Origin of the sequence: Oceanobacillus sp. FSL W8-0428, assembly GCF_038004405.1 — a bacterium.
Classification (GTDB): Bacteria; Bacillota; Bacilli; order Bacillales; family Amphibacillaceae; genus Oceanobacillus; species Oceanobacillus sojae.
In genome coordinates, this window is record NZ_JBBORB010000001.1 from 1,744,671 (window position 1) to 1,763,992 (window position 19,322).

19 protein-coding genes and 3 pseudogenes are annotated in these 19,322 nt (G+C 35.9%); 20 read left to right on the forward strand and 2 right to left on the reverse strand.

The window, feature by feature from the left end:
• Nucleotides 1–178: 178 nt before the first annotated feature.
• On the forward strand, nt 179–1,159 hold the full coding sequence (locus tag MKY30_RS07965) for an SDR family oxidoreductase (protein WP_001993829.1): 981 nt from the start codon (nt 179–181) through the stop codon (nt 1,157–1,159).
• A 283-nt stretch (nt 1,160–1,442) separates the two neighbouring features.
• On the opposite strand, the pseudogene MKY30_RS07970 reads toward MKY30_RS07965, so the two are convergent.
• Nucleotides 1,443–1,814 (reverse strand): annotated as a pseudogene (locus tag MKY30_RS07970) (glutathione-dependent formaldehyde dehydrogenase); the annotation flags it as partial.
• A gap of 1,238 nt (nt 1,815–3,052) precedes the next feature.
• Here MKY30_RS07970 and MKY30_RS07975 point away from each other — a divergent pair.
• From MKY30_RS07975 to MKY30_RS08055, 17 genes and pseudogenes are all read left to right on the forward strand, one after another.
• Nucleotides 3,053–3,508 (forward strand): MarR family winged helix-turn-helix transcriptional regulator, encoded by a 456-nt coding sequence (locus MKY30_RS07975; protein WP_260053291.1) that lies wholly within the window; start codon nt 3,053–3,055, stop codon nt 3,506–3,508.
• Nucleotides 3,509–3,684: 176 nt separating this feature from the next.
• Complete coding sequence (locus MKY30_RS07980; protein WP_379544779.1) at nt 3,685–5,046, forward strand: NAD(P)-binding domain-containing protein; 1,362 nt, start codon at nt 3,685–3,687, stop codon at nt 5,044–5,046.
• Between the two features lie 55 nt (nt 5,047–5,101).
• Complete coding sequence (locus MKY30_RS07985; RefSeq protein ID WP_042533122.1) at nt 5,102–5,299, forward strand: hypothetical protein; 198 nt, start codon at nt 5,102–5,104, stop codon at nt 5,297–5,299.
• 91 nt (nt 5,300–5,390) lie between these two features.
• Nucleotides 5,391–5,735, forward strand: a complete 345-nt coding sequence (locus MKY30_RS07990; protein ID WP_260053294.1) for an ArsR/SmtB family transcription factor — start codon at nt 5,391–5,393, stop codon at nt 5,733–5,735.
• A gap of 16 nt (nt 5,736–5,751) precedes the next feature.
• Nucleotides 5,752–7,050: an arsenic transporter gene (locus MKY30_RS07995; protein WP_260053295.1), complete on the forward strand. Its 1,299-nt coding sequence runs from the start codon at nt 5,752–5,754 to the stop codon at nt 7,048–7,050.
• Nucleotides 7,051–7,064: 14 nt separating this feature from the next.
• Nucleotides 7,065–7,484: an arsenate reductase (thioredoxin) gene (gene arsC / locus MKY30_RS08000; RefSeq protein ID WP_339284162.1), complete on the forward strand. Its 420-nt coding sequence runs from the start codon at nt 7,065–7,067 to the stop codon at nt 7,482–7,484.
• Nucleotides 7,485–7,525: 41 nt separating this feature from the next.
• Complete coding sequence (arsD, locus tag MKY30_RS08005; RefSeq protein ID WP_260053297.1) at nt 7,526–7,888, forward strand: arsenite efflux transporter metallochaperone ArsD; 363 nt, start codon at nt 7,526–7,528, stop codon at nt 7,886–7,888.
• A gap of 18 nt (nt 7,889–7,906) precedes the next feature.
• Nucleotides 7,907–9,676: an arsenical pump-driving ATPase gene (arsA, locus tag MKY30_RS08010; protein ID WP_260053298.1), complete on the forward strand. Its 1,770-nt coding sequence runs from the start codon at nt 7,907–7,909 to the stop codon at nt 9,674–9,676.
• 51 nt (nt 9,677–9,727) lie between these two features.
• Nucleotides 9,728–10,003 carry an adhesin gene (locus MKY30_RS08015; protein WP_260053299.1) on the forward strand — a complete coding sequence of 92 codons (276 nt, stop codon included), beginning with the start codon at nt 9,728–9,730 and terminating at the stop codon, nt 10,001–10,003.
• 811 nt (nt 10,004–10,814) lie between these two features.
• Nucleotides 10,815–10,985, forward strand: a complete 171-nt coding sequence (locus MKY30_RS08020) for a TnsA endonuclease N-terminal domain-containing protein (protein ID WP_260053236.1) — start codon at nt 10,815–10,817, stop codon at nt 10,983–10,985.
• A pseudogene (locus MKY30_RS24120) lies at nt 10,985–11,309 on the forward strand (hypothetical protein); the annotation flags it as partial. The gene MKY30_RS08020 and the pseudogene MKY30_RS24120, both read left to right, overlap by 1 nt.
• A 41-nt stretch (nt 11,310–11,350) precedes the next feature.
• A complete protein-coding gene (locus MKY30_RS08030; protein ID WP_339284167.1) occupies nt 11,351–11,911 on the forward strand; it encodes a GNAT family N-acetyltransferase in 561 nt (186 codons plus the stop codon).
• 369 nt (nt 11,912–12,280) lie between these two features.
• Nucleotides 12,281–12,802, forward strand: a complete 522-nt coding sequence (locus tag MKY30_RS08035) for a GNAT family N-acetyltransferase (RefSeq protein WP_339284169.1) — start codon at nt 12,281–12,283, stop codon at nt 12,800–12,802.
• Nucleotides 12,803–13,706: 904 nt separating this feature from the next.
• Nucleotides 13,707–14,051, forward strand: a complete 345-nt coding sequence (locus MKY30_RS08040; RefSeq protein ID WP_260053240.1) for a DUF1428 family protein — start codon at nt 13,707–13,709, stop codon at nt 14,049–14,051.
• Between the two features lie 128 nt (nt 14,052–14,179).
• On the forward strand, nt 14,180–14,896 hold the full coding sequence (locus MKY30_RS08045) for a DUF899 domain-containing protein (RefSeq protein ID WP_339284170.1): 717 nt from the start codon (nt 14,180–14,182) through the stop codon (nt 14,894–14,896).
• A 180-nt stretch (nt 14,897–15,076) separates the two neighbouring features.
• A pseudogene (locus MKY30_RS08050) lies at nt 15,077–15,525 on the forward strand (DUF1569 domain-containing protein).
• 479 nt (nt 15,526–16,004) lie between these two features.
• Nucleotides 16,005–16,859: an aldo/keto reductase gene (locus MKY30_RS08055; protein ID WP_339284171.1), complete on the forward strand. Its 855-nt coding sequence runs from the start codon at nt 16,005–16,007 to the stop codon at nt 16,857–16,859.
• A gap of 177 nt (nt 16,860–17,036) precedes the next feature.
• Here MKY30_RS08055 and MKY30_RS08060 read toward each other — a convergent pair whose 3' ends face one another.
• Nucleotides 17,037–17,888: a LysR family transcriptional regulator gene (locus MKY30_RS08060; protein ID WP_339284173.1), complete on the reverse strand. Its 852-nt coding sequence runs from the start codon at nt 17,886–17,888 to the stop codon at nt 17,037–17,039.
• Nucleotides 17,889–18,012: 124 nt separating this feature from the next.
• Between MKY30_RS08060 and MKY30_RS08065 the strand changes: the two genes are divergently transcribed.
• Nucleotides 18,013–18,636: an HAD family hydrolase gene (locus tag MKY30_RS08065; protein WP_339284175.1), complete on the forward strand. Its 624-nt coding sequence runs from the start codon at nt 18,013–18,015 to the stop codon at nt 18,634–18,636.
• Between the two features lie 44 nt (nt 18,637–18,680).
• Entirely contained in the window at nt 18,681–19,322 is a 642-nt protein-coding gene (locus MKY30_RS08070) for an HD domain-containing protein (protein WP_339284177.1), read from the forward strand.

Here is a 19,322-nt window from a genome sequence, read left to right on the forward strand (position 1 = left end):
ATATTGAGTAAAGCTCCTTGTCCTAAAGGTCAGTTCAATAAAGAAAAAAGGTGTCTCTTTTGAGGAAGAATAAGCTTCTGTGTTGAAAGTAAACCACTTTTTTCAAACTTTTTTAATTTATTTGTAGTGAACAACATAAACATTCTATAGAAGAAAATTATTTCTATAGGAGGTTTCCATGGATCAAAAGGATCAAAGTCGTCAATTAGACCAAATAAAGCAAATGCAACAAATGTTTAAAGCGAACATGAAAACTCAACCTTATCCCATGTACCCTAACTATGGGAAAATCACACGTTACGAAGAAATTCCGATAAGTTTACCTGAACAGCGCCAGCTGCGCCATCCCGGAGTGGAAAAATTTATGGTACCCCTTCCAATTATCGAAAACCCGAACTATAAAGGGAGTGAAAAGTTAACAGGAAAAGTAGCACTTATTACAGGGGGGGACAGTGGTATTGGTGCAGCAGTAGCAATTGCGTTTGCTAAAGAAGGCGCAGATGTTGCTATTTCATACTTAGATGAACATGAGGATGCAAATAGAACAAAAACGAGGATTGAACAACTCGGACAACGTTGTTTTCTAATGCCTGGGGACTTGCGAGACAAACAACAGTGTATCTCCATTGTAGAACAAACAGTAAATACGTTTGGACGTCTCGATATTCTTTGTAACCACGTTGGTATCCAATTCCAACAACTAAGTCTGCTTGACATTACAGATGAGCAATTCGATGACACCTTCAAAGTTAATATATACTCTCATTTTTACACAACAAGGGCAGCGCTTCCTCATTTAAAACCAGGCAGCTCAATCATTGGCACTTCTTCAGTGGTGACGTATGTAGGTGAGCAGCAAATGATTGATTATACGGCCACAAAAGGCGCAATAGTTGGTTGGACACGTGCCTTGGCTAAAAATGTCGTGAAACAAGGGATCCGAGTCAATGCCGTCGCCCCCGGCCGAATTTGGACCCCACTTATTTCAGCAAGTTTCTCGTCAGACCAAGTCGCTGTATATGGAGCATTTAATCCAATGGAACGAGTTGCCCATCCATTTGAACTCGCACCAACCTTTGTCTATCTTGCTTCTGATGATTCTCGTTTTGTTACTGGTCAAGTTCTTCATGTTGATGGGGGAGAATCCACACATTCCTAATGGAAGGGGGTTACCATTTTGAGATATGAATTTAATCCAGAAGTAAAGCTATTGCTAGTAAACCATTCAAATGAAAAAGTAAGGATGGTCTATATGGAGGATTCCTGGCCCATGCCAAAAATAGGACTGAGACCACCATATTATTGCTACCCAAGTTACGAGCTGAATTATCCAATAATCTAAATAATAACAGACAAAAAGACTTCTATACACAGTGTGGAAGTCCATTCAACATTTCGCTTAGGGTTCGCAATTATGCTAACTTTCAATTCATCCATTTAAACTAATAGGATAACGGTTTTAAAACGACTTTTATACAGTCGTCCTCACGATTATTAAACATTTGATAACCATGACTTGCTTATCCAAGGGCCACTTTGTATGTGGGTCAAACTCGTTATTCGTTATTTTTTCAAAAAATTCAGGCATAAAATGTATGACTGATGCCAGTCCCATTCTCAGATTGATATTCCTAACTCAACCCAATGGAAACACATTATAGTTGCCCCCATAAACATCTATTAATTGGACCGTTCCATATTTTTGCACAGCTTTTGTAGAAATTTGAATAGGTCCAAGGGTTCCACCTTGGCAACTTTAATTTTTGTTCAAGAATCTCCAAAGATGATTTATTCCCGTCAATACCTACACAATTGTGGATTTGAAATAAAGTCGTACCGTTTATAAAAAAGATGTACCGTTTTAAAGAAAGTTATACCGTTTACAAAAAAGTTGCACCGTTTTATTCCTTTTCGATTAAAGGATTCTATGTGAGTTTTAATTAAACTTTTTTATAAAAAGGAATGTTCATTCAAAAAGAAAAGAACCCATTTTGATCAATCTTTTTTCAAAATGGATTCTTTTCTTTTACCGTAAAATATGGATTTGTCGAACGTTTTTGATCAAACTTTATTTTAAAGTTACAAATTTGTGTGCTGTAGAAATTTAAAGCTGCTTAAATAAAATTAACGTTCCTTATAAAAAATAACGTTCCCAAACCCGAAGGTCATCCTGTGCCGATAGAAAATTAAAACGGCTTAAATAATAAAAGCGTACCTTATAAAAAAATAATGTTCCCAAACCCGAAGGTCATGCCGGTATATTCCCACCGAACCTTCGGGTTTTTTACGTTCAAAATTAGTAGAAAATCCAAAAATAGATCCCGCTCCATTTCATCCGTTCTCCCGCTGCTACAGTCCCAAATAATCACTCAATATCCCTTCAATATTTTTTCAATAAGATTTTTCCAATACCAATCCAATATATAATCCGCTTCTATTTTAACCCGCTTCAATCCCTTGTCAGGCATGTGTTCAATATGATTTCCAATATCTTTTCTGCTGTCTTTTTCATACATAAATCCGAAGGATTGTTCCGTCTTTTTCCTCTGTTTTTCTGTTCAATATTCTTCAATACGAATCCAATATTATTCCAATATTTTCGAAAGACCAACACCTTTTCTTTGTTCATTTTCGGATGAAAAGCGGGTGGATAATACCGGAGGTATTCCAGTAGAAAAACCACCAGAAGGAACGTAATTTTTTTATACAAAAGGGTGAAAATTTGGTACACAAGTGGCTGAAAAGCGGCCAAAATGGAGGAACGTAATTATTCTATTGAAGAATTTGGAAATGAGGGGTGAGAGCTTGGGGGAGAAGCGGTTGAGGGGGATTTTGGTGGGGTGTTGGGTGGTAACGTTAATTTTCGATGGGGACATCTCTTAACGTCTCTCGCTTTTTATAGTCCAATTTGAACTTGAATAATTATATCCGTTATTAAGCTACAATTCATAGCGAGAAGGTGAAAAGGAATATTAAAAATAATTTCTTTTAGTATGTTTGTTAGTTGACAAAGTCAATTATTGATAATATCATTTGAATTGAGGTGACAATAATGAATACAGAAACAATTGAAATAAGAGAAATTCTTCAACAATTAGTTCGGGATTTTGGTTTGTTACAGCGTGAGGGGTCTGAATGTTGTGGGATAACAGTTCAGCAAAGTCATATTATTTATGAGTTAGATAAATATCCTCGTATCTCTTTGATGGACTTAGCTGAGAAATTATCAATGGATACTGGAATGCTTAGCAGACAAATTAACAAATTGGTGGAATTAGATTATGCATCTCGAATGTCTGACCCAAATGATAGACGCTATATAGTCTTGTCACTTACTGAAAAGGGACAAATGAAGGCAAATGAAATTTCTGATCAAATGAATCAATATATTGAGCAGATACTAGGGCAAGTTCCAACTGATAAAAGAGATCAAGTTATAGATAGTTTGCAAATTCTGCAAGTTGCTATGAAAAAGAATGAAGGTTCAGGGTGTTGTGCCACTATATAAATAGTGGTTTCTTTATTGATATATAATTGACTTTATCAAATATTGACATAAACAAATATGTCTAGGTGATACATAATGAACCATAAAAAGCTATAAGCAGAGATTTAATTCAATGCTTAGATATTTAATTAAGAAGACGTGTGACCATGAAAAATAATAAGTAAAAATTTAGGAGGATGATGAACATGAAACAATATATAGAAATTAAAACAAATTGTTGCCAACCGCCGCAAGAAGAAAGACAACAAGTAAACAGTAATCAAAATAACTTGCATCTACCTATTGCAGTTATTGGTGCTGGTCCAGTAGGTCTTGCCGCAGCATCCCATTTGGCCAGTTACGAACAACCTTTTATTTTATTGGAATCTGGTTCTCAGGTGGGAGATAATATCTTAACATGGGGACATATTCAAGTCTTTTCACCTTGGAAATATAATATGGATAAGTCGGCATTAAAACTTCTTAAAAAGCAAGATTGGAATGTACCGAATCAAGATGAATTGCCTACTGGTAAAGAGTTAGTTGAACAATATTTAAAACCGTTAGCGAATACACCGGAAATCAATAATTCCTTGTTTATGAATACAAAGGTTATTTCCATTAGCCGCAAAAATACAGATAAAATGAAAACAGCTAATCGAGCTCAACAACCTTTTGTAATTTATGCAGAACAAGGTAACGAACTGGTACAATTTGAAGCAAAAGCGGTCATAGATGCGACCGGAACCTGGGGAAACCCTAATCCTGCAAATTCAAATGGAATATGGTTAAAAGAAGAGAAAGTTATAAAAAATCAAATTTTCTATGGCATTCCAGATATTCTTGGTAAAGATAAGGACTGTTATCTAAACAAGCGTGTTGCTGTTGTTGGAAGTGGTCATTCTGCTATTAATTCGTTATTGGAATTAGCAAAATTAAAAGAAGAACATCCTGCAACGGAAATTATATGGGTGTTAAGAAAAAATAGCGTAAAAGAGGCATTTGGAGGAGAAGAACTGGATGCACTTGAAGCAAGAGGAGCATTAGGAAGTCGTATACACAACTTAGTAGATGCAAATATATTTGAAGTAGTTACTCCTTTTAGAATTCAACGTATACATGGAAAAGAAGGCAAAATAGAGCTGACAGGAGAATCACATGGAGAGTTAAAAACTATTTCAGATATAGATGAGATGATTGTTAACACTGGCAATCGTCCAGACTTCTCATATTTGAGTGAGCTGAGAACCAGTTTTGATACAGCAACAGAAAGTGTTAAAGACCTTGCGCCTTTGATTGATCCTAATCTCCATAGTTGCGGAACAGTACGCCCGCATGGAGAAAAAGAGTTGCGACAACCTGAAAGGGATTTTTATATTGTGGGAGCAAAAAGCTATGGGCGGGCACCAACATTCCTAATGGCAACTGGACATGAACAGGTTCGATCCATTGTAGCTTATTTATCGGGGGATTATGAAGCCTCTGAGAAAGTCGAACTGGAATTACCTGAAACGGGTGTATGTAGTACGAATTTAAATGCAGCTCATTCGTGTTGCTGAAATAAAAGAAAAAAGGGAAAGTATCATTTACTTTCCCTTTTTGGAGGTGGTCTGAATGATTATTAATAAAGGCGGAGATTTAAGCAAAGAATACTTTATGGCATATTTTTCTTTGCTTATGAACAGCAGACAATGTACCTTAGAGAAGGCAAAGGAAATAACGTTTGATCGTCTATTTCGCAATGATGAAAATACGTTTGGAAATATTTCTTTTCAACATTTTATGGAAGCCTATGAGGAATTAAAAGAATAGGGAATAAAAATTGCACTAAATTTTTTTATTTGAATATATAAGTGTATAGTTATATACTTATATTATTATTTAATAAAAAGGAGGAAATCAAATGCTGCAAACTACAATCGAATTGGAGAAAGCTGCCAGTATTTTAAAACTACTGGGCGATAAAACAAGGCTCACTATGCTGAAATTAATTGATGAACAAACTTGTTGTGTTTGTGAGTTCGTTGAAATATTTCAGTCCAGTCAACCATCCATTAGCCAACATTTACGAAAACTGAAAGATTTGGGGTTAGTGAAGGAAGAAAGAAAAGGACAATGGATATTTTATACGGTTAATAGTAAGAGTGAGTATTATTCATTTATCAAACCGATTTTGGATCAATTACCAGATCAAGATGATAAATTAAAAGAACTGGAAGAGAAAGGTACACGCATTTCCTGTTGTTAGGTTTGGAGGTCTTATTTTGTCAGCAACACTTATACTCGCCATTATAATTTTTGTTTTAACCCTAGTTCTGGTCATTTGGCAGCCAAAGAATTTAAATATCGGCTGGTCTGCCATGGGAGGAGCTGTTATTGCTTTACTCGTAGGAGTAGTGGGATTTAGTGATGTATTGGAAGTCATTGGTATCACATGGAATGCAACATTATCATTTGTAGCCATCATTCTTATTTCATTAGTATTAGATGAAATTGGATTGTTCGAATGGGCGGCATTACATATGGCACGAATTGCAAAAGGGCATGGAATCAAAATGTTTGTCTATATTAGCATTTTGGGTGCGATTGTCGCAGCTTTATTTGCGAATGATGGTGCAGCACTTATTCTAACACCGATTGTACTTGCAATGGTACGTCATTTGAATTTTAAAGAAAAAATGATTTTTCCATTTATCATGGCAAGTGGGTTTATCGCTGATACAACATCCCTGCCGTTTATTGTTAGTAACTTAGTGAATATCGTTTCAGCCGATTTCTTTGGTATTGGATTTGTCGAATATGCTTCAAGAATGATTATTCCAAACTTATTTTCTTTAATCGCAACGATTTCGGTATTATTAATTTATTTTAGAAAAAACATACCTAAAAATTATGATGTATCAAAATTAAGAACACCTAGTGAAGCGATTCAGGACTTAAAAATGTTTCGTTTATCATGGTTTGTACTTGGTGTATTAGTAATTGGGTACTTTACGAGTGAGTTTATCCATGTACCTGTTTCCATTATTGCTGGGATCATTGCGATTTTCTTTATTATGATGGCAAGACGCAGTACCGCTGTTAATACAAAAGAAGTAATTAAAGGTGCACCATGGAATATAGTATTCTTCTCCATTGGAATGTATGTAGTGGTCTATGGACTCGGTAATGCTGGATTAACATCTGCGTTAGCAGGTATAATTCAAACCGTAGCCGATCAAGGCCTATTTGTTGGAACAGTTGGTATGGGATTTATTGCAGCGTTTCTATCCTCCATCATGAATAATATGCCCACAGTCATGATTGACGCGTTAGCCATTGCGGAAACCAATACATCTGGTGTGTTACGGGAAGCTCTTATTTATGCGAATGTAGTCGGTTCAGATTTAGGACCAAAAATCACACCCATTGGTTCTTTGGCAACATTAGTATGGCTGTATGTACTATCACAAAAAGGCGTTAAAATATCATGGGGGACTTATTTTAAAACAGGTATAATTTTAACCCTTCCTATCTTATTAATTACATTAGTAGGATTATATTTAACACTGATTCTATTTTAACAAGGAGCATGATTATGTCTAAAAAAACAATTTATTTCTTATGTACTGGGAATTCTTGCAGAAGCCAAATGGCTGAAGGTTGGGCGAAAAAACACCTTGGAGATACTTGGGAAGTGAAAAGTGCAGGTATTGAAGCACATGGTTTAAATCCAAATGCAGTAAAGGCAATGCAAGAGGTCAATATTGATATTTCTAAACAAACCTCCGATATTATTGATCAGGAAATCTTAAATAATGCAGACTTTGTTGTCACTTTGTGTGGGGATGCTGCGGATAAGTGCCCAATGACACCACCACAGGTAAAACGTGACCATTGGGGATTTGATGACCCAGCAAAAGCTCAGGGGAATGAAGAAGAAAAATGGGGAGTATTCCAACGGGTTCGTGATCAAATAGGAGAAAGAATCAAGCGTTTTGCGGAAACAGGAGAATAATAAAAGTATATGTTTATTTTATATTAAATGGAGGGATTTAGTTGAAAAAAGTTGAGATATTTGATCCGGCAATGTGTTGTTCAACAGGTGTATGTGGTCCATCGGTTGATCCTGAGTTAACGAGAATAGCCTCTGCGGTATATTCTTTAGAAAACAAAGGATTTAATGTGAAACGGTATCAATTAACGAATAATCCTGATAAGTTTGCTCAAACACAATCAGTAAATAGCGTTTTGCATGAAAAAGGCCCGGACGCATTACCTGTTGTTTTAGTAGATGATCAGGTTGCGAAGGTTGGGACCTATCCAACGAATGAAGAACTTGCAGATTGGCTGGGTGTAGCAGCGGAAGAATTAACTGAAAAAACCAAAGTCCGACTTTCATTAAATCTAAAAAAACAATAAACAGAAAGAAGTGAAAATATGTTTCCGTCTTTCAAACCTCAAGATGTTGTACAGACACCGTTTTTATTTTTAACTGGAAAAGGTGGAGTTGGAAAAACGTCAACTGCATGTGCAACAGCTGTAGAATTAGCGGATAGTGGAAAAAAAGTTTTACTAATCAGTACCGATCCAGCATCTAATTTACAAGATATTTTTGGGATTGAATTAACAAACTCCCCAAAATCCGTTCCTTTGGTAGAAAATTTATATGCCAGTAATCTAGATCCTGAAGCATCAGCCAAAGCATATCGTGAAAAAGTAGTTGGTCCATATCGCGGCGTATTGCCTGACACCGTTGTAGCTACAATGGAAGAGCAGCTATCAGGAGCGTGTACGGTTGAGATAGCTGCATTTGATGAATTTACAACGTTACTAACAAATACAGAAGTGATAAATCAATATGACCATATCATCTTTGATACTGCACCAACAGGGCACACATTACGTCTTCTGCAACTACCGACTGCCTGGAACGGGTTCTTAGAAGAAAGTACACATGGTGCTTCTTGTTTAGGGCCTTTATCCGGGCTTGCAGATAAGAAGAATCTTTATTCCAATACTGTTGATGTTCTTTCAGATGCTGATAAAACCAACCTTATATTAGTAACAAGACCGGATACTTCCTCTTTAATAGAAGCAGATCGGGCATCGAAGGAACTTAAAGAGATTGGTATAAAAAATCAAACGCTTATTGTTAATGGGCTTCTTCAAAGCTATATGAAAGGTGATGAAATATCATCAGCTTTTTATCAGAGGCAAAGAGATGCTTTAAATCAGATGTCTGTTAATCTAAAACAGATAACAAGTTATTCGTTGCCGTTTGTCTCTTATTCTTTAACAGGAATTGAGAATTTACGTTATTTATTTAAAGAACACGTCATTTCTGTAACAGAAGAAAATCAGGAGAATAAAATAGGGGAGCTACCAAATCTAAATGATGTTATAACGGATTTTTCATCTAGTAACACCAGAATAATTTTTACGATGGGCAAAGGAGGTGTAGGTAAAACTACCGTTGCTTCTGCCATTGCCGTTGGTTTGGTAGAAAAAGGGCATCGTGTTCACTTAACAACAACCGACCCTGCGGCTCATTTGCAATACCAATTCCAAAACTACGAATTAAATCAGAACCTAACAATTAGTAGTATTAATCCTAAAGATGAAGTAGAAAAATATAAAACAGAAGTATTGACTAATGCTGGTAAAGATTTAGATGAAGAAGGTCTGGCTTATTTACAAGAGGATTTAAATTCACCATGTACCGAGGAAATTGCAGTCTTTCGTGCATTTGCTGATGTAGTAGCTCAATCGGAGAATGAAATTGTTGTCATTGATACTGCCCCGACTGGTCATACCTTGCTTTTATTAGACGCAGCACAATCATATAGTAAAGAAATAGCAAGATCTACTGGTGAAGTACCAGAAAGCGTAACAAAACTGCTTCCTAAAATTCGGAATCCTAAAGAAACTTCGGTTGTCATTACTACTTTAGCTGAAGCTACTCCTGTGTTGGAGGCTTCAAGATTACAAGCTGATCTAAGACGGGCAAATATCCATCCAAAGTGGTGGGTAATTAATCAAAGTTTATTTGCCACTGATACAATGGATCCTATTTTAAAAGGTAAAGCGGCCTCAGAGAGTGAATGGATTCATGAAGTTAATCAAAATTTAGCTGATAGATGTGCTGTTATTCCTTGGCTTAGTGAAGAAAAAGTAGGTTATGAGAAGCTAAAAGATTTCATTAAGTAGCATACTAAGAAGTACTGTGAAAAAAATTTAAAGAATAGGAGTGGATTTTTCATGAAGATTACTGATACTGCCAAGCAATTATTGGAAAATGTATTAACAGAGAATAATGCGGAGGGTATACGCTTATCTTCAGTAGCCGGCTGTTGTGGACCGCAATTTGAATTATCTTTAGATACACCTCAAGCGGATGATAAGCTGGAAACGATTAATGGCATACAGGTAGCCATTGATGCACAAATTTCAGGTACAGAGGAATTAACTTTAGATAAAGAAGAAAGTCAGAATGGTGAAGGATTGGTACTAATAGGTGCCAGTAACTGTTGTTAAAACATAAGGTGAGGTAGTATTTTCTAGCTGTTTCTCTTCTACACTGTCCCTATATAAAATTAACATTCCTTAAATATTAAAAGCGTACTTTATAAAAAAATAAAGTTCTCAAACCCGAATATCTTCCCGGTATATTCCCACCGAACCTTCGGGTTTTTTCACGCCCAATTTCAGTAGAAAATCCACAAATAATCCCCGCTTCAAATCGTCCGTTTTTCCCGCTACTACAGCCCAAAATAACCACTCAATATCTTTCCAATATTATTTCGATAAAATCTGTCCAATACCAACCCAATAATCAATCCGCTTTTGTTCCAAACTGCTTCAATCCCTCGTCATGCATGTGTTCAATATCACTTCCAATATTTTTGAAAGATCAATACCTTTCTTTGTTCATTTTCGGGTGAAAAACGAGTGGAAAATACCGGAGGTATTCCAATTGAAAAACCATCAGAAGGAACGTAATTTTTTTATACAAAAGGGTGAAAATTTGGTACACAAGTGGCTGAAAAGTGGCTAAAATGGAGAATGTAATTATTATATTGAAAAATTTGGAAATGAGAGGCGAGATCATGGGGGAGAAGCGGTTGAGAGGGATTTGGGAAGGGTGCTGGGTGGTAACGTTAATTTTCGATGGGTACAGTAGCTTTAAAAAAAGTTGCACTGTTTTCCCCCTTTGGATATGCTTATTTAAAGGGGCGTTTTTATGGTGAAAAGGAAGAGAAAATGAATTTTTATCAGACCTTGAGAAAAACCGCTTTATTTATCTGAATTTTCCAATCGCATTATAGATATTAGAGAGCAATTCCCTTTGTTGCCCATAGGAGAAACAATTTTAATTGCAGAAGAGTTGGGTATTGAACATCCGAATCACCCTCAAACCTGTGAAGATATTGTCACGACTACCGATTTTCTTCTTACTGTGAATAATGGGAACCAAGTTGTTGATGTAGCAAGCACCGTAAAAGCAAAGATGCCTTGATGGATAAACGTATTATTGAAATAGAAGATGATGCAGTGTTTTTAGTAGACATTGATGCGGCAAGCTCTATGCCGAAAAAAGAGCTAATTATGAATTTAATGTCGGAAATCCAACAATTTTATTCTGATCATTATAAATAGGACGGATTAGTAAAATACCGGATTTGGGATACAAATCGTGTACCTTCATAGTAACCAGTTTTACTATTGATTTTAAAAAATAGAATATTCAAAAAAGTATATTCAGTTCAGAAAAAGTGCTAAGGAATATGATTTAAAGTATCGCCCTTTGGTTAGTGATTCGAAGATGGAAACAAACGGGCCAGATTGTTGGGGAAATAAGGGCTGTATTTGGAGGGGATTTTAATGTATAACGTTGGAATAAGAAGACCACGAATTGAGGACAGTGAAGAGCTGAACCAACTTTTTAGTACAGTGATAAGGGATACATTTGCTAGAGAAGGTTTATCGGAATGGCATGATGATATAGAAAATGAAATAGAAGCCAAGAAGCAATACTTGAAGTATGACCTTGATAGCAACGGGAAGAGTCGCTATTTTTTAATTGCGTGTGATAAAAAAAGTAATAAGGTTATCGGTACAATTGAATACGGTCAAGCCAGTGAACTGATTAATATTTGTACAAATGGAGCTTTAAAAGGGATGTTTGAAATCGGGACTGTGTTTGTGCTCCCTGGTTATCAAAGCCGTGGTATAGGAACTTTGCTTTTAAATACAATGTTTTTGACCTTTCTTGGGAACGGGGTCCAAGAATTTTGTCTAGACAGTGGATATACCAATTCACAAAAAATATGGGAAAGGAAATTTGGCAAACCTGATTATTTACTAAAGGATTATTGGTCACAGGGAACAGACCATATGATTTGGAGGAGAAGTACTAAGGATATGACTATAATATTTAAGTAACACAATACATTAGTTAAGCCTATACAACAAACGAGCGATTGTGGTGCAAAGATTTGTCTTTTAAACGACCTTATTGATACTTCCATAAGCTCCCAGTTAGTAATTATACAAGAAATTAGACAACATTATTTTTACACCGTCCGAAAGTGTGTACGGCGCAATGCGTCTTTTTAGCTTCAAAATAAACAACTTAATTGTGACTCAACAGTAATTTAAAAAAGTAGCGAAGCTTTGCCCCTTTAGATGTAATTTTGTCTATAGGGGTTTTTTATGGTAAAAGTAAAATAAAGATTATACCGAAATCGGAACAAATTGTGTAGTATAATTATGTTAAAGTAGATGAAATTAAAACTTAAAGGGGAATGACCTATGAGTACTTATTTTGTGAAAGTAACTCAACCAACTTCAAAACTTGTAGATATTTTTAATCGCTGGGAGAATGATCCTGATTTGATTCCCCTGACACGGCGCAACTCAAACCAATCTGAATTGGAAAGTCGGCAAATCGTTACGTTGGAGAATCTGGCGCAGCGCTTAAAACGTCAATATCTATATCTTATATACGATGATAACCATTTAATTGGCGAAATGAACTACATGATTGATCCAAACCACCTTTACAAAAAGGAATCGGGAACTGCATGGATAGGGATAACGATTGGCGATTCTGAAGGTCGAGGCAGAGGAATAGGTTACGAAGGACTGCAATATTTGGAGGCAAAGATTAAGGAGAGCGGACTTAAGCGTATTGAATTAGGCGTGTTTGAGTTTAATATAGCAGGACAGAAGTTGTATCAGAAGCTTGGTTATAAAGAAATTGGAGGTATAAAAGATTTTACCTATTATCAAAATAAAATGTGGTCTGATATCCGTATGGAAAAGTATTTATAAAATAAACGCTTTCCCTGATGTAAAACGATCTGTCATTAACGGGCGTGTTTGCGGAAGATCAACAATAGAAAATGATCAATTTTTTTCAAAAACAGGCGCTTCCTTTGTAGTCAAATCAGGTTTTAAAGGCTCTTTTTGATTAAAAATTATTATAAATTAACAACTGTCGTTAAAAGGAAATAAAGTTATTCGAATAGCACTTATTTGTTAAAATGACAATAGGTGCTATTCAATTTGAAAAATAAAGTAAACGGTTACATCGGCTGATAAAAATGCACACTGTTAAGAATCAGAAATTATGATTTATGTTTTTTCAGTAAAGACAAAAGCCTATGTACAGGAGATAGGTTAGGTTAATTAATGGAATATTTTCCCACTTTTGACATTGAAGAGGCACTCCAACTCTTTTATGATAGGATGCAATAGGATTTATTAAGAAACCCAAACGGATAGGAAACGGTAAAATTGAACTATGTGGAAGAGAATTAGCTGGGGCGTTGCTTTATCATAAACTCATTGATCAATTAGTACCAAAGGTTAAACCCATTAGAGTCGGTGAAGATATTTCTCTATTGGAAAGCGTAAAGCCACGCCTTAATTTGAAATTAATGGATATGAAATAATACTCTAATGGAATTTTCAAACCAGCTTCCAATATTATTATTTACATTTAGGGATATCATGGAAAATCCTCTGTCTTTAATTAATTTTCAACAATAAAATTTCAATCAATTGTTCAATAAAAGGGTGCAGTACTGGAACAAAGGATCAGCGCCCAATATCCAAGAATCGGGTCATTTTGTGGAATAAAGAAGTTTAGCAACCAAGAAGAAATTGCTGACGGTTATGTGTGCTAAACTTTACTTTGACAATAACGTTAATAATTTTAATGAAAGGAGCAATCATGTATTTAGAAATTTATCTTTATCCAGTACTGGAAGAAAACAAGGAACAATTTTTAAAAATTAATCGAGAAGCTGAACGTATTTACAAAGAATATGGAGCAATCGACAGTGAAACATATACTGCTGCATCAATTTATCCGGAATATGGTTGTGCAGGGATGATATCGGCAGTTGAACTACGCGAAAGCGAGATTCTAATGTTAGAAGTTAATTGTTATTATAATAAGGATCATCATAATCAGGTTTTGGAGAAAGTTGATAATGATGAACAAATTGAAAGGTTATATAATCAAATGACAAAGGTAATCGATGTTAGTCGTACTGTCCGCGGTGAATTTGAATAGCTATAGCAGAAAATGAATTTGGACATAATACGATATGGCGCAATCGCGGAGAAATCGTAAGAAGTATACGGTGTTACGCCCCAGGGGGACCATAACAATAACATTTACCCAGGAAAGGAGACAGAACGATGTCGGAAAAGAATGTACCATCACCAAAAATTGTATCATGGGATGAGTGGCACGTTGAGCGTGAAAAACTGCTCGTTAAGGAGAAGGAGCAAACTCGTGCATTAGACGCATTAGCTGCCGAACGCCGCAGGCTTCCAATGGTTCAGATCGATAAAGAATATATTTTTGAATGGTCAAATGGAACAGCAAGTCTAATTGATTTATTCGATGGACGCCGTCAGCTCATTGTTTACCATTTTATGTTTGATCCTGATTGGTCAGAGGGATGTGATGGCTGTTCAATGGTAGTTGATAATATAGGGCATCCGGCTCATTTACATGCACGAGACACATCCTTAGCTTTGATTTCTCGTGCACCACTTAAGAAGATTGAACCGTTTAAGAAACGAATGGGATGGACAATACCCTGGTACTCCTCATTTGAAAATGATTTTAATTTTGATTTCGGGGCAACGACAAAAGATGGAGAAACACACCTCTGCAGTGTTTTTTTACGCGACGATGAGGATCGGATTTTTCTTACGTACTCCACTGGTGCCCGAGGGGTTGAATATTTGGGAACTAACTGGAGTTATCTTGATATAACACTGTTCGGGAGACAGGAAGATTGGGAAGATTCACCTGCATGGGTGCCGCAAACACAACCTTATCTGTGGATTCGTCTCCATGACAAATATGATAAATCTGAGGGAGAGAGCTCCTGTTGCAATTCTTAAGTTAACAGCTTGATAAACGATTTAAAGGGACGTTTTGCTTTCCAATAAAAGAATTAACATTTCCAACTCCGAAGGTTATTATATTATTGCTTTTGAGAAAATTGCTATCTACAGAAGTAAGACAGAATAAAATGTTTTAGTGTGGTGATGGAGGGTAACCTGGTAAAGGAAGATGCACAAATGAAAAATATATTTAACCCAGTTTTTATGCAGGAAATCTTAGAGCGTATCGATGAATTAAGCCCAGAGTCAAGAGGCCAATGGGGAAAGATGGATGTTGCTCAAATGTTAGCTCATTGCTCAGCGTTCCAAGACATTGCAATGGGGGATTCTTTCCCAAAGAGAGGATGGTTAGGAATAGTGGTAGGACGGTTTGCCAAACCAATTTTTTATAATGATAAACCGGTAGCTCACAATATGTCCACTATACCGACCATTTTGATTACAGAGGAAAAAGAATTTGAAACAGAAAGAGAAAAGCTGAAACAAAAAATTATAACGTTCCAAAAGAATGGACCCGAAAAGTGTACCACTCACCCGCATGCTTTTTTCGGTAAATTCACCCCGAGCAATGGGGGAAAGGAATTTACAAGCATCTTGACCATCATTTAACCCAGTTTGGAGTTTAGTTAGTATTTATATATATAAATAAAAAAGTTGACCAAAGAGAAAAGTAATAAATTGCATTATCGACTTAGAAATAAATAAATAACATAGACAAACCCGAAGGTCTTCCAAGTATATTTCCGCTGGACCTTCGGGTTTTCTATTGAAGTTACATTTGTTTAAATTTTCAAATCAAATAACATTCAAGATAGGATACAGCTAGCACTTTACTGGTCAGTGTAATCAAGAACTCGCAGGAATAGCCGACAGTTCCAGTTAGTGTAGGATTTTTAAAATTTGGGTATAGTAATTATGGACAACTTAATAAAAGATGAAAATATGAAATACTGGTAAAGTGACCTGAGTTTGATGATTGACCGGCATTTTTTTGCCGGAACCACTGTTAGACGAAGACGACCTGTTGATTTCATATTGGAAGACAGAAATTAACTTTTCTATCAAACTCAACTTACCTTATAAAGGTTTTAAAGGAGATGAGATTGTGACTGTTAATAATAATGGTTTTACTCTAAATGACGGTTCCGTGCTTCCTGCTGTAGGATTAGGCACGATTGGTATCGATGGTGACCAGGGAACATTTGAAATTTTAAATGCCTTAAACCTGGGCTACCGTTTAATCGATACGTCAACAAACTATAACAATGAAGGTATTGTCGGTGAGGCTGTGCGCCGATCCGCGCTTCCTAGAGAAGAAATTTTAATCAGTGCGAAATTGCCCGGCTCTCACCATGAATATGACAAGGCGTTTATCTTTATTCAAGAATCTTTACGCCGCACCGGACTAAAATATTTTGACAAGTATTTAATTCATTGGCCGAATCCCAAAGACGGCAAATATGTAGAAGCTTGGAAGGCTTTAGTGGATGCTCAAAAACAGGGATTAATCAGAACCATCGGTGTTTCGAATTTTGAACCAGAACATCTGGACAATATTATCGAAGAAACAGGTGTGACTCCTGCTACAAACCAGGTGGAGCGTCAGCCGTATTTTAATAATAACCGTATGGTTGAAGAAAATAAAAAACGGGGGATTCTTACGGAAGCTTGGAGTCCTTTTGGCCGGGGTTATCTGAATGATGTGCTGGAAAATGCCACAATTAAAGAAATTGCAGATAAATATGATAAGACTCCGGCACAGATTATTTTAAACTGGAATTATCAGCCCGGCGTATTTGCTATTCCTAAATCAAGTAATCCAATGCATCAAAAAGATAATATCAATAGTACCAGCTTTGAATTAGGTCCTGAGGATATGGAAAAAATGGATTCATTGGATAAAGGGGAAGCCGGCCGTGTAGAAGGGCAGGATCCCTATGAATATCACGAATATGTATAGACTGGAGACCGTATGAACATCGTATTGTGTTCGGTTTGAAGCTGAAAAATACACTACCTGAGTTAACTATTCTTGGGTAATAGATAAAAGGCAGATCTGTTTTAAGCAGACCTGTCTTTTATTTTTAAAATTTTTCCGTTCTTTTTGACCGTTCACACGTAATAAAAATTTTAAGGATTATTTCTTTAACAAATCCAATACTTCTTTCATAGTGGATTCTTTTTTTAGATTTTTTTGAGTGAATATATAAATATGATGAGCAGGCATTTCAAATTCACTTTCTAGGTAATACAGCTTTTTATTATTAATAAATGGCTGAACTATCTTAGAAGGCAGCAAAGTAAAATAATCTTGTTCTTCTATCATTTTTAACAAGATTGCAGTTTGATTCATTGATAGGGCAGGTAAGTGATTAATGCCGGTAAGCTCCATGAACCATTCAAAGAAAGCATCTCCCCAATTGTTTAATATAAACTTTTTACTGCTTAAATCATCAACTGTAATCGGTCTATGCAGCTGGAATCTGGAAACAAATTTAAAACGATCCTCAATGTGTTCATGTATCAGTAAATTTGGATGTGTTGGTTTTGTATAAGATATTCCAAGGTCTATAATGCCGTCTAACACTTTGCTAATGGTATTCTCTGATGAATGTGTTTTAAGTTCTAAGGATACATTTCTATTTTCCATGGCAAAAGTGGATAAGGCGTCTCTATAGATGTAGTTCCATGCTGACGAAGGCCCTCCCAATACTAATCGATCGATATACTGTCCATCTAAAGCAAGCTCTTTTTTACTTTCTGCAAATAATTCAATGATTCTTTTGGCGTAGGGTAAAAATATTAATCCTGAGGGAGTAAGCTCTACGCCTTTGTTTGTTCGTCTTAGCAGTGTTTTTCCCAATTCAAGCTCAAGACTTTTTAGCCTGGCTGAAACAGTTGATTGGGCCACATGTAACATTTCAGCACTTTTTGTAAAGTTTTTATAGTTTACTAATGATAAGAATGTGTCTAATTGTTCTTTATCCATGTCTCTCATTCTCCCGTCTACAATCGAAAAATACGATTATAGCAATCTAATATATTCGTTAAACAAATAATACTATATAGGATACAATTTAAACAAAGATATTATTTTACAGGAGTGATATAGTATGTTCCATTATTTAATTTTTGATGTGGACGGAACGATTTTAGATACCGAAGCAGCAATATTAAAATCTCTGCAAAAAGTGTTGGCGCGTGAAGGTGAAGAATATCAAATGGAGGAATTGAGATTTGCTTTAGGAATACCAGGGAAAGAAACACTACGAAGACTAAAATTGACTGATGTAGAACGCATTCATTTAGAGTGGGCGAAGGAAGTATTAGAATTTTCCGGAGAAGTAAAGGTATTTAAAGGGCTAAAAGAGATACTAAAAGTTCTAGCTGATAAATCTGTTAAAATGGGTATTGTTACTTCCAAAACACACCAAGAATTAAAGGATGAATTTGATCCATTCGGATTAAGCTCTTATTTTCAATACACAATTAATGCGAATGACACCGAGAAGCACAAACCACATCCCGATCCCTTGTTAGCTTGTTTAGAAGGTTTAGGTGCTACTCAACAAGATGCCATTTACATTGGGGACTCCATCTATGATATGCAATGTGCAAAGAGCGCCGGGGTGAAATTTGCTCTTGCCTTATGGGGAGCTAAGACGGTAGAACGATTTGAATCCGCAGACTATATATTAAAAGAGCCGAAAGATATTTTAACTTTAATAAATCATTAAAACTATAAAATATCAAAATTAATTAGAAGGGGAGAAAACTTTCCATGAAATATATATTGGATAGAGAGTATGCAAAAGAGCTAATGGAATGGGCATATGCACAGAACCCGGGGCCCTGGTATAAGCATTCGGTCAATGTTGCAAAAGCAACGGAAAATATCATAATGGAATTAAATAAAAATGGATATGAACTTGATGTTGATTTGGGTTATAATGCTGCTCTCTTGCACGATATCGGAAGGTACAAAGGATTTACTAAATCTGTTATTCATTCATATGACGGCTACATTTATTTTGAAAAATTAGGTTTCCCTAGTAATGCAAATGTTTGTGTCACATATTCATTTCCCAACAAAAATAAACATATAGAAATAGCAGCTGATTGGAGCCTTGTTCCTGAACATATGAAGTTGAAATTGGTTGAAATCCTGGATAAAAACAGGACATACGATATTTACAATAAAGTAATCACTTTATGTGATGCTCTTGCTGATTCGGAAGGATTTACTACGCTTGAAAGAAGATTGATATCAGTTGGTTTACGTCATGGAACCAATTCACATACTTCCCTTCATTGGAAGGGTTTTTATACAATTAAAAATGAGCTGGAAGAACTGCTCGATATGAGCATATACAAACTACTGCCCGGTGTAGAAGATTCAATTTATACTAAAGTAAATTATTAA

Bases quoted from the DNA above. Each gene is read 5' to 3' on its own strand.
- MKY30_RS07965 (WP_001993829.1), top strand. From the start codon at position 179: ATGGATCAAAAGGATCAAAGTCGTCAATTAGACCAAATAAAGCAAATG.
- MKY30_RS07975 (WP_260053291.1), top strand. From the start codon at position 3,053: ATGAATACAGAAACAATTGAAATAAGAGAAATTCTTCAACAATTAGTT.
- MKY30_RS07980 (WP_379544779.1), top strand. From the start codon at position 3,685: ATGATGAACATGAAACAATATATAGAAATTAAAACAAATTGTTGCCAA.
- MKY30_RS07985 (WP_042533122.1), top strand. From the start codon at position 5,102: ATGATTATTAATAAAGGCGGAGATTTAAGCAAAGAATACTTTATGGCA.
- MKY30_RS07990 (WP_260053294.1), top strand. From the start codon at position 5,391: ATGCTGCAAACTACAATCGAATTGGAGAAAGCTGCCAGTATTTTAAAA.
- arsC (WP_339284162.1), top strand. From the start codon at position 7,065: ATGTCTAAAAAAACAATTTATTTCTTATGTACTGGGAATTCTTGCAGA.
- arsA (WP_260053298.1), top strand. From the start codon at position 7,907: ATGTTTCCGTCTTTCAAACCTCAAGATGTTGTACAGACACCGTTTTTA.
- MKY30_RS08015 (WP_260053299.1), top strand. From the start codon at position 9,728: ATGAAGATTACTGATACTGCCAAGCAATTATTGGAAAATGTATTAACA.
- MKY30_RS08030 (WP_339284167.1), top strand. From the start codon at position 11,351: ATGTATAACGTTGGAATAAGAAGACCACGAATTGAGGACAGTGAAGAG.
- MKY30_RS08035 (WP_339284169.1), top strand. From the start codon at position 12,281: ATGAGTACTTATTTTGTGAAAGTAACTCAACCAACTTCAAAACTTGTA.
- MKY30_RS08040 (WP_260053240.1), top strand. From the start codon at position 13,707: ATGTATTTAGAAATTTATCTTTATCCAGTACTGGAAGAAAACAAGGAA.
- MKY30_RS08045 (WP_339284170.1), top strand. From the start codon at position 14,180: ATGTCGGAAAAGAATGTACCATCACCAAAAATTGTATCATGGGATGAG.
- MKY30_RS08060 (WP_339284173.1), bottom strand. From the start codon at position 17,888: ATGGATAAAGAACAATTAGACACATTCTTATCATTAGTAAACTATAAA.
- MKY30_RS08065 (WP_339284175.1), top strand. From the start codon at position 18,013: ATGTTCCATTATTTAATTTTTGATGTGGACGGAACGATTTTAGATACC.
- MKY30_RS08070 (WP_339284177.1), top strand. From the start codon at position 18,681: ATGAAATATATATTGGATAGAGAGTATGCAAAAGAGCTAATGGAATGG.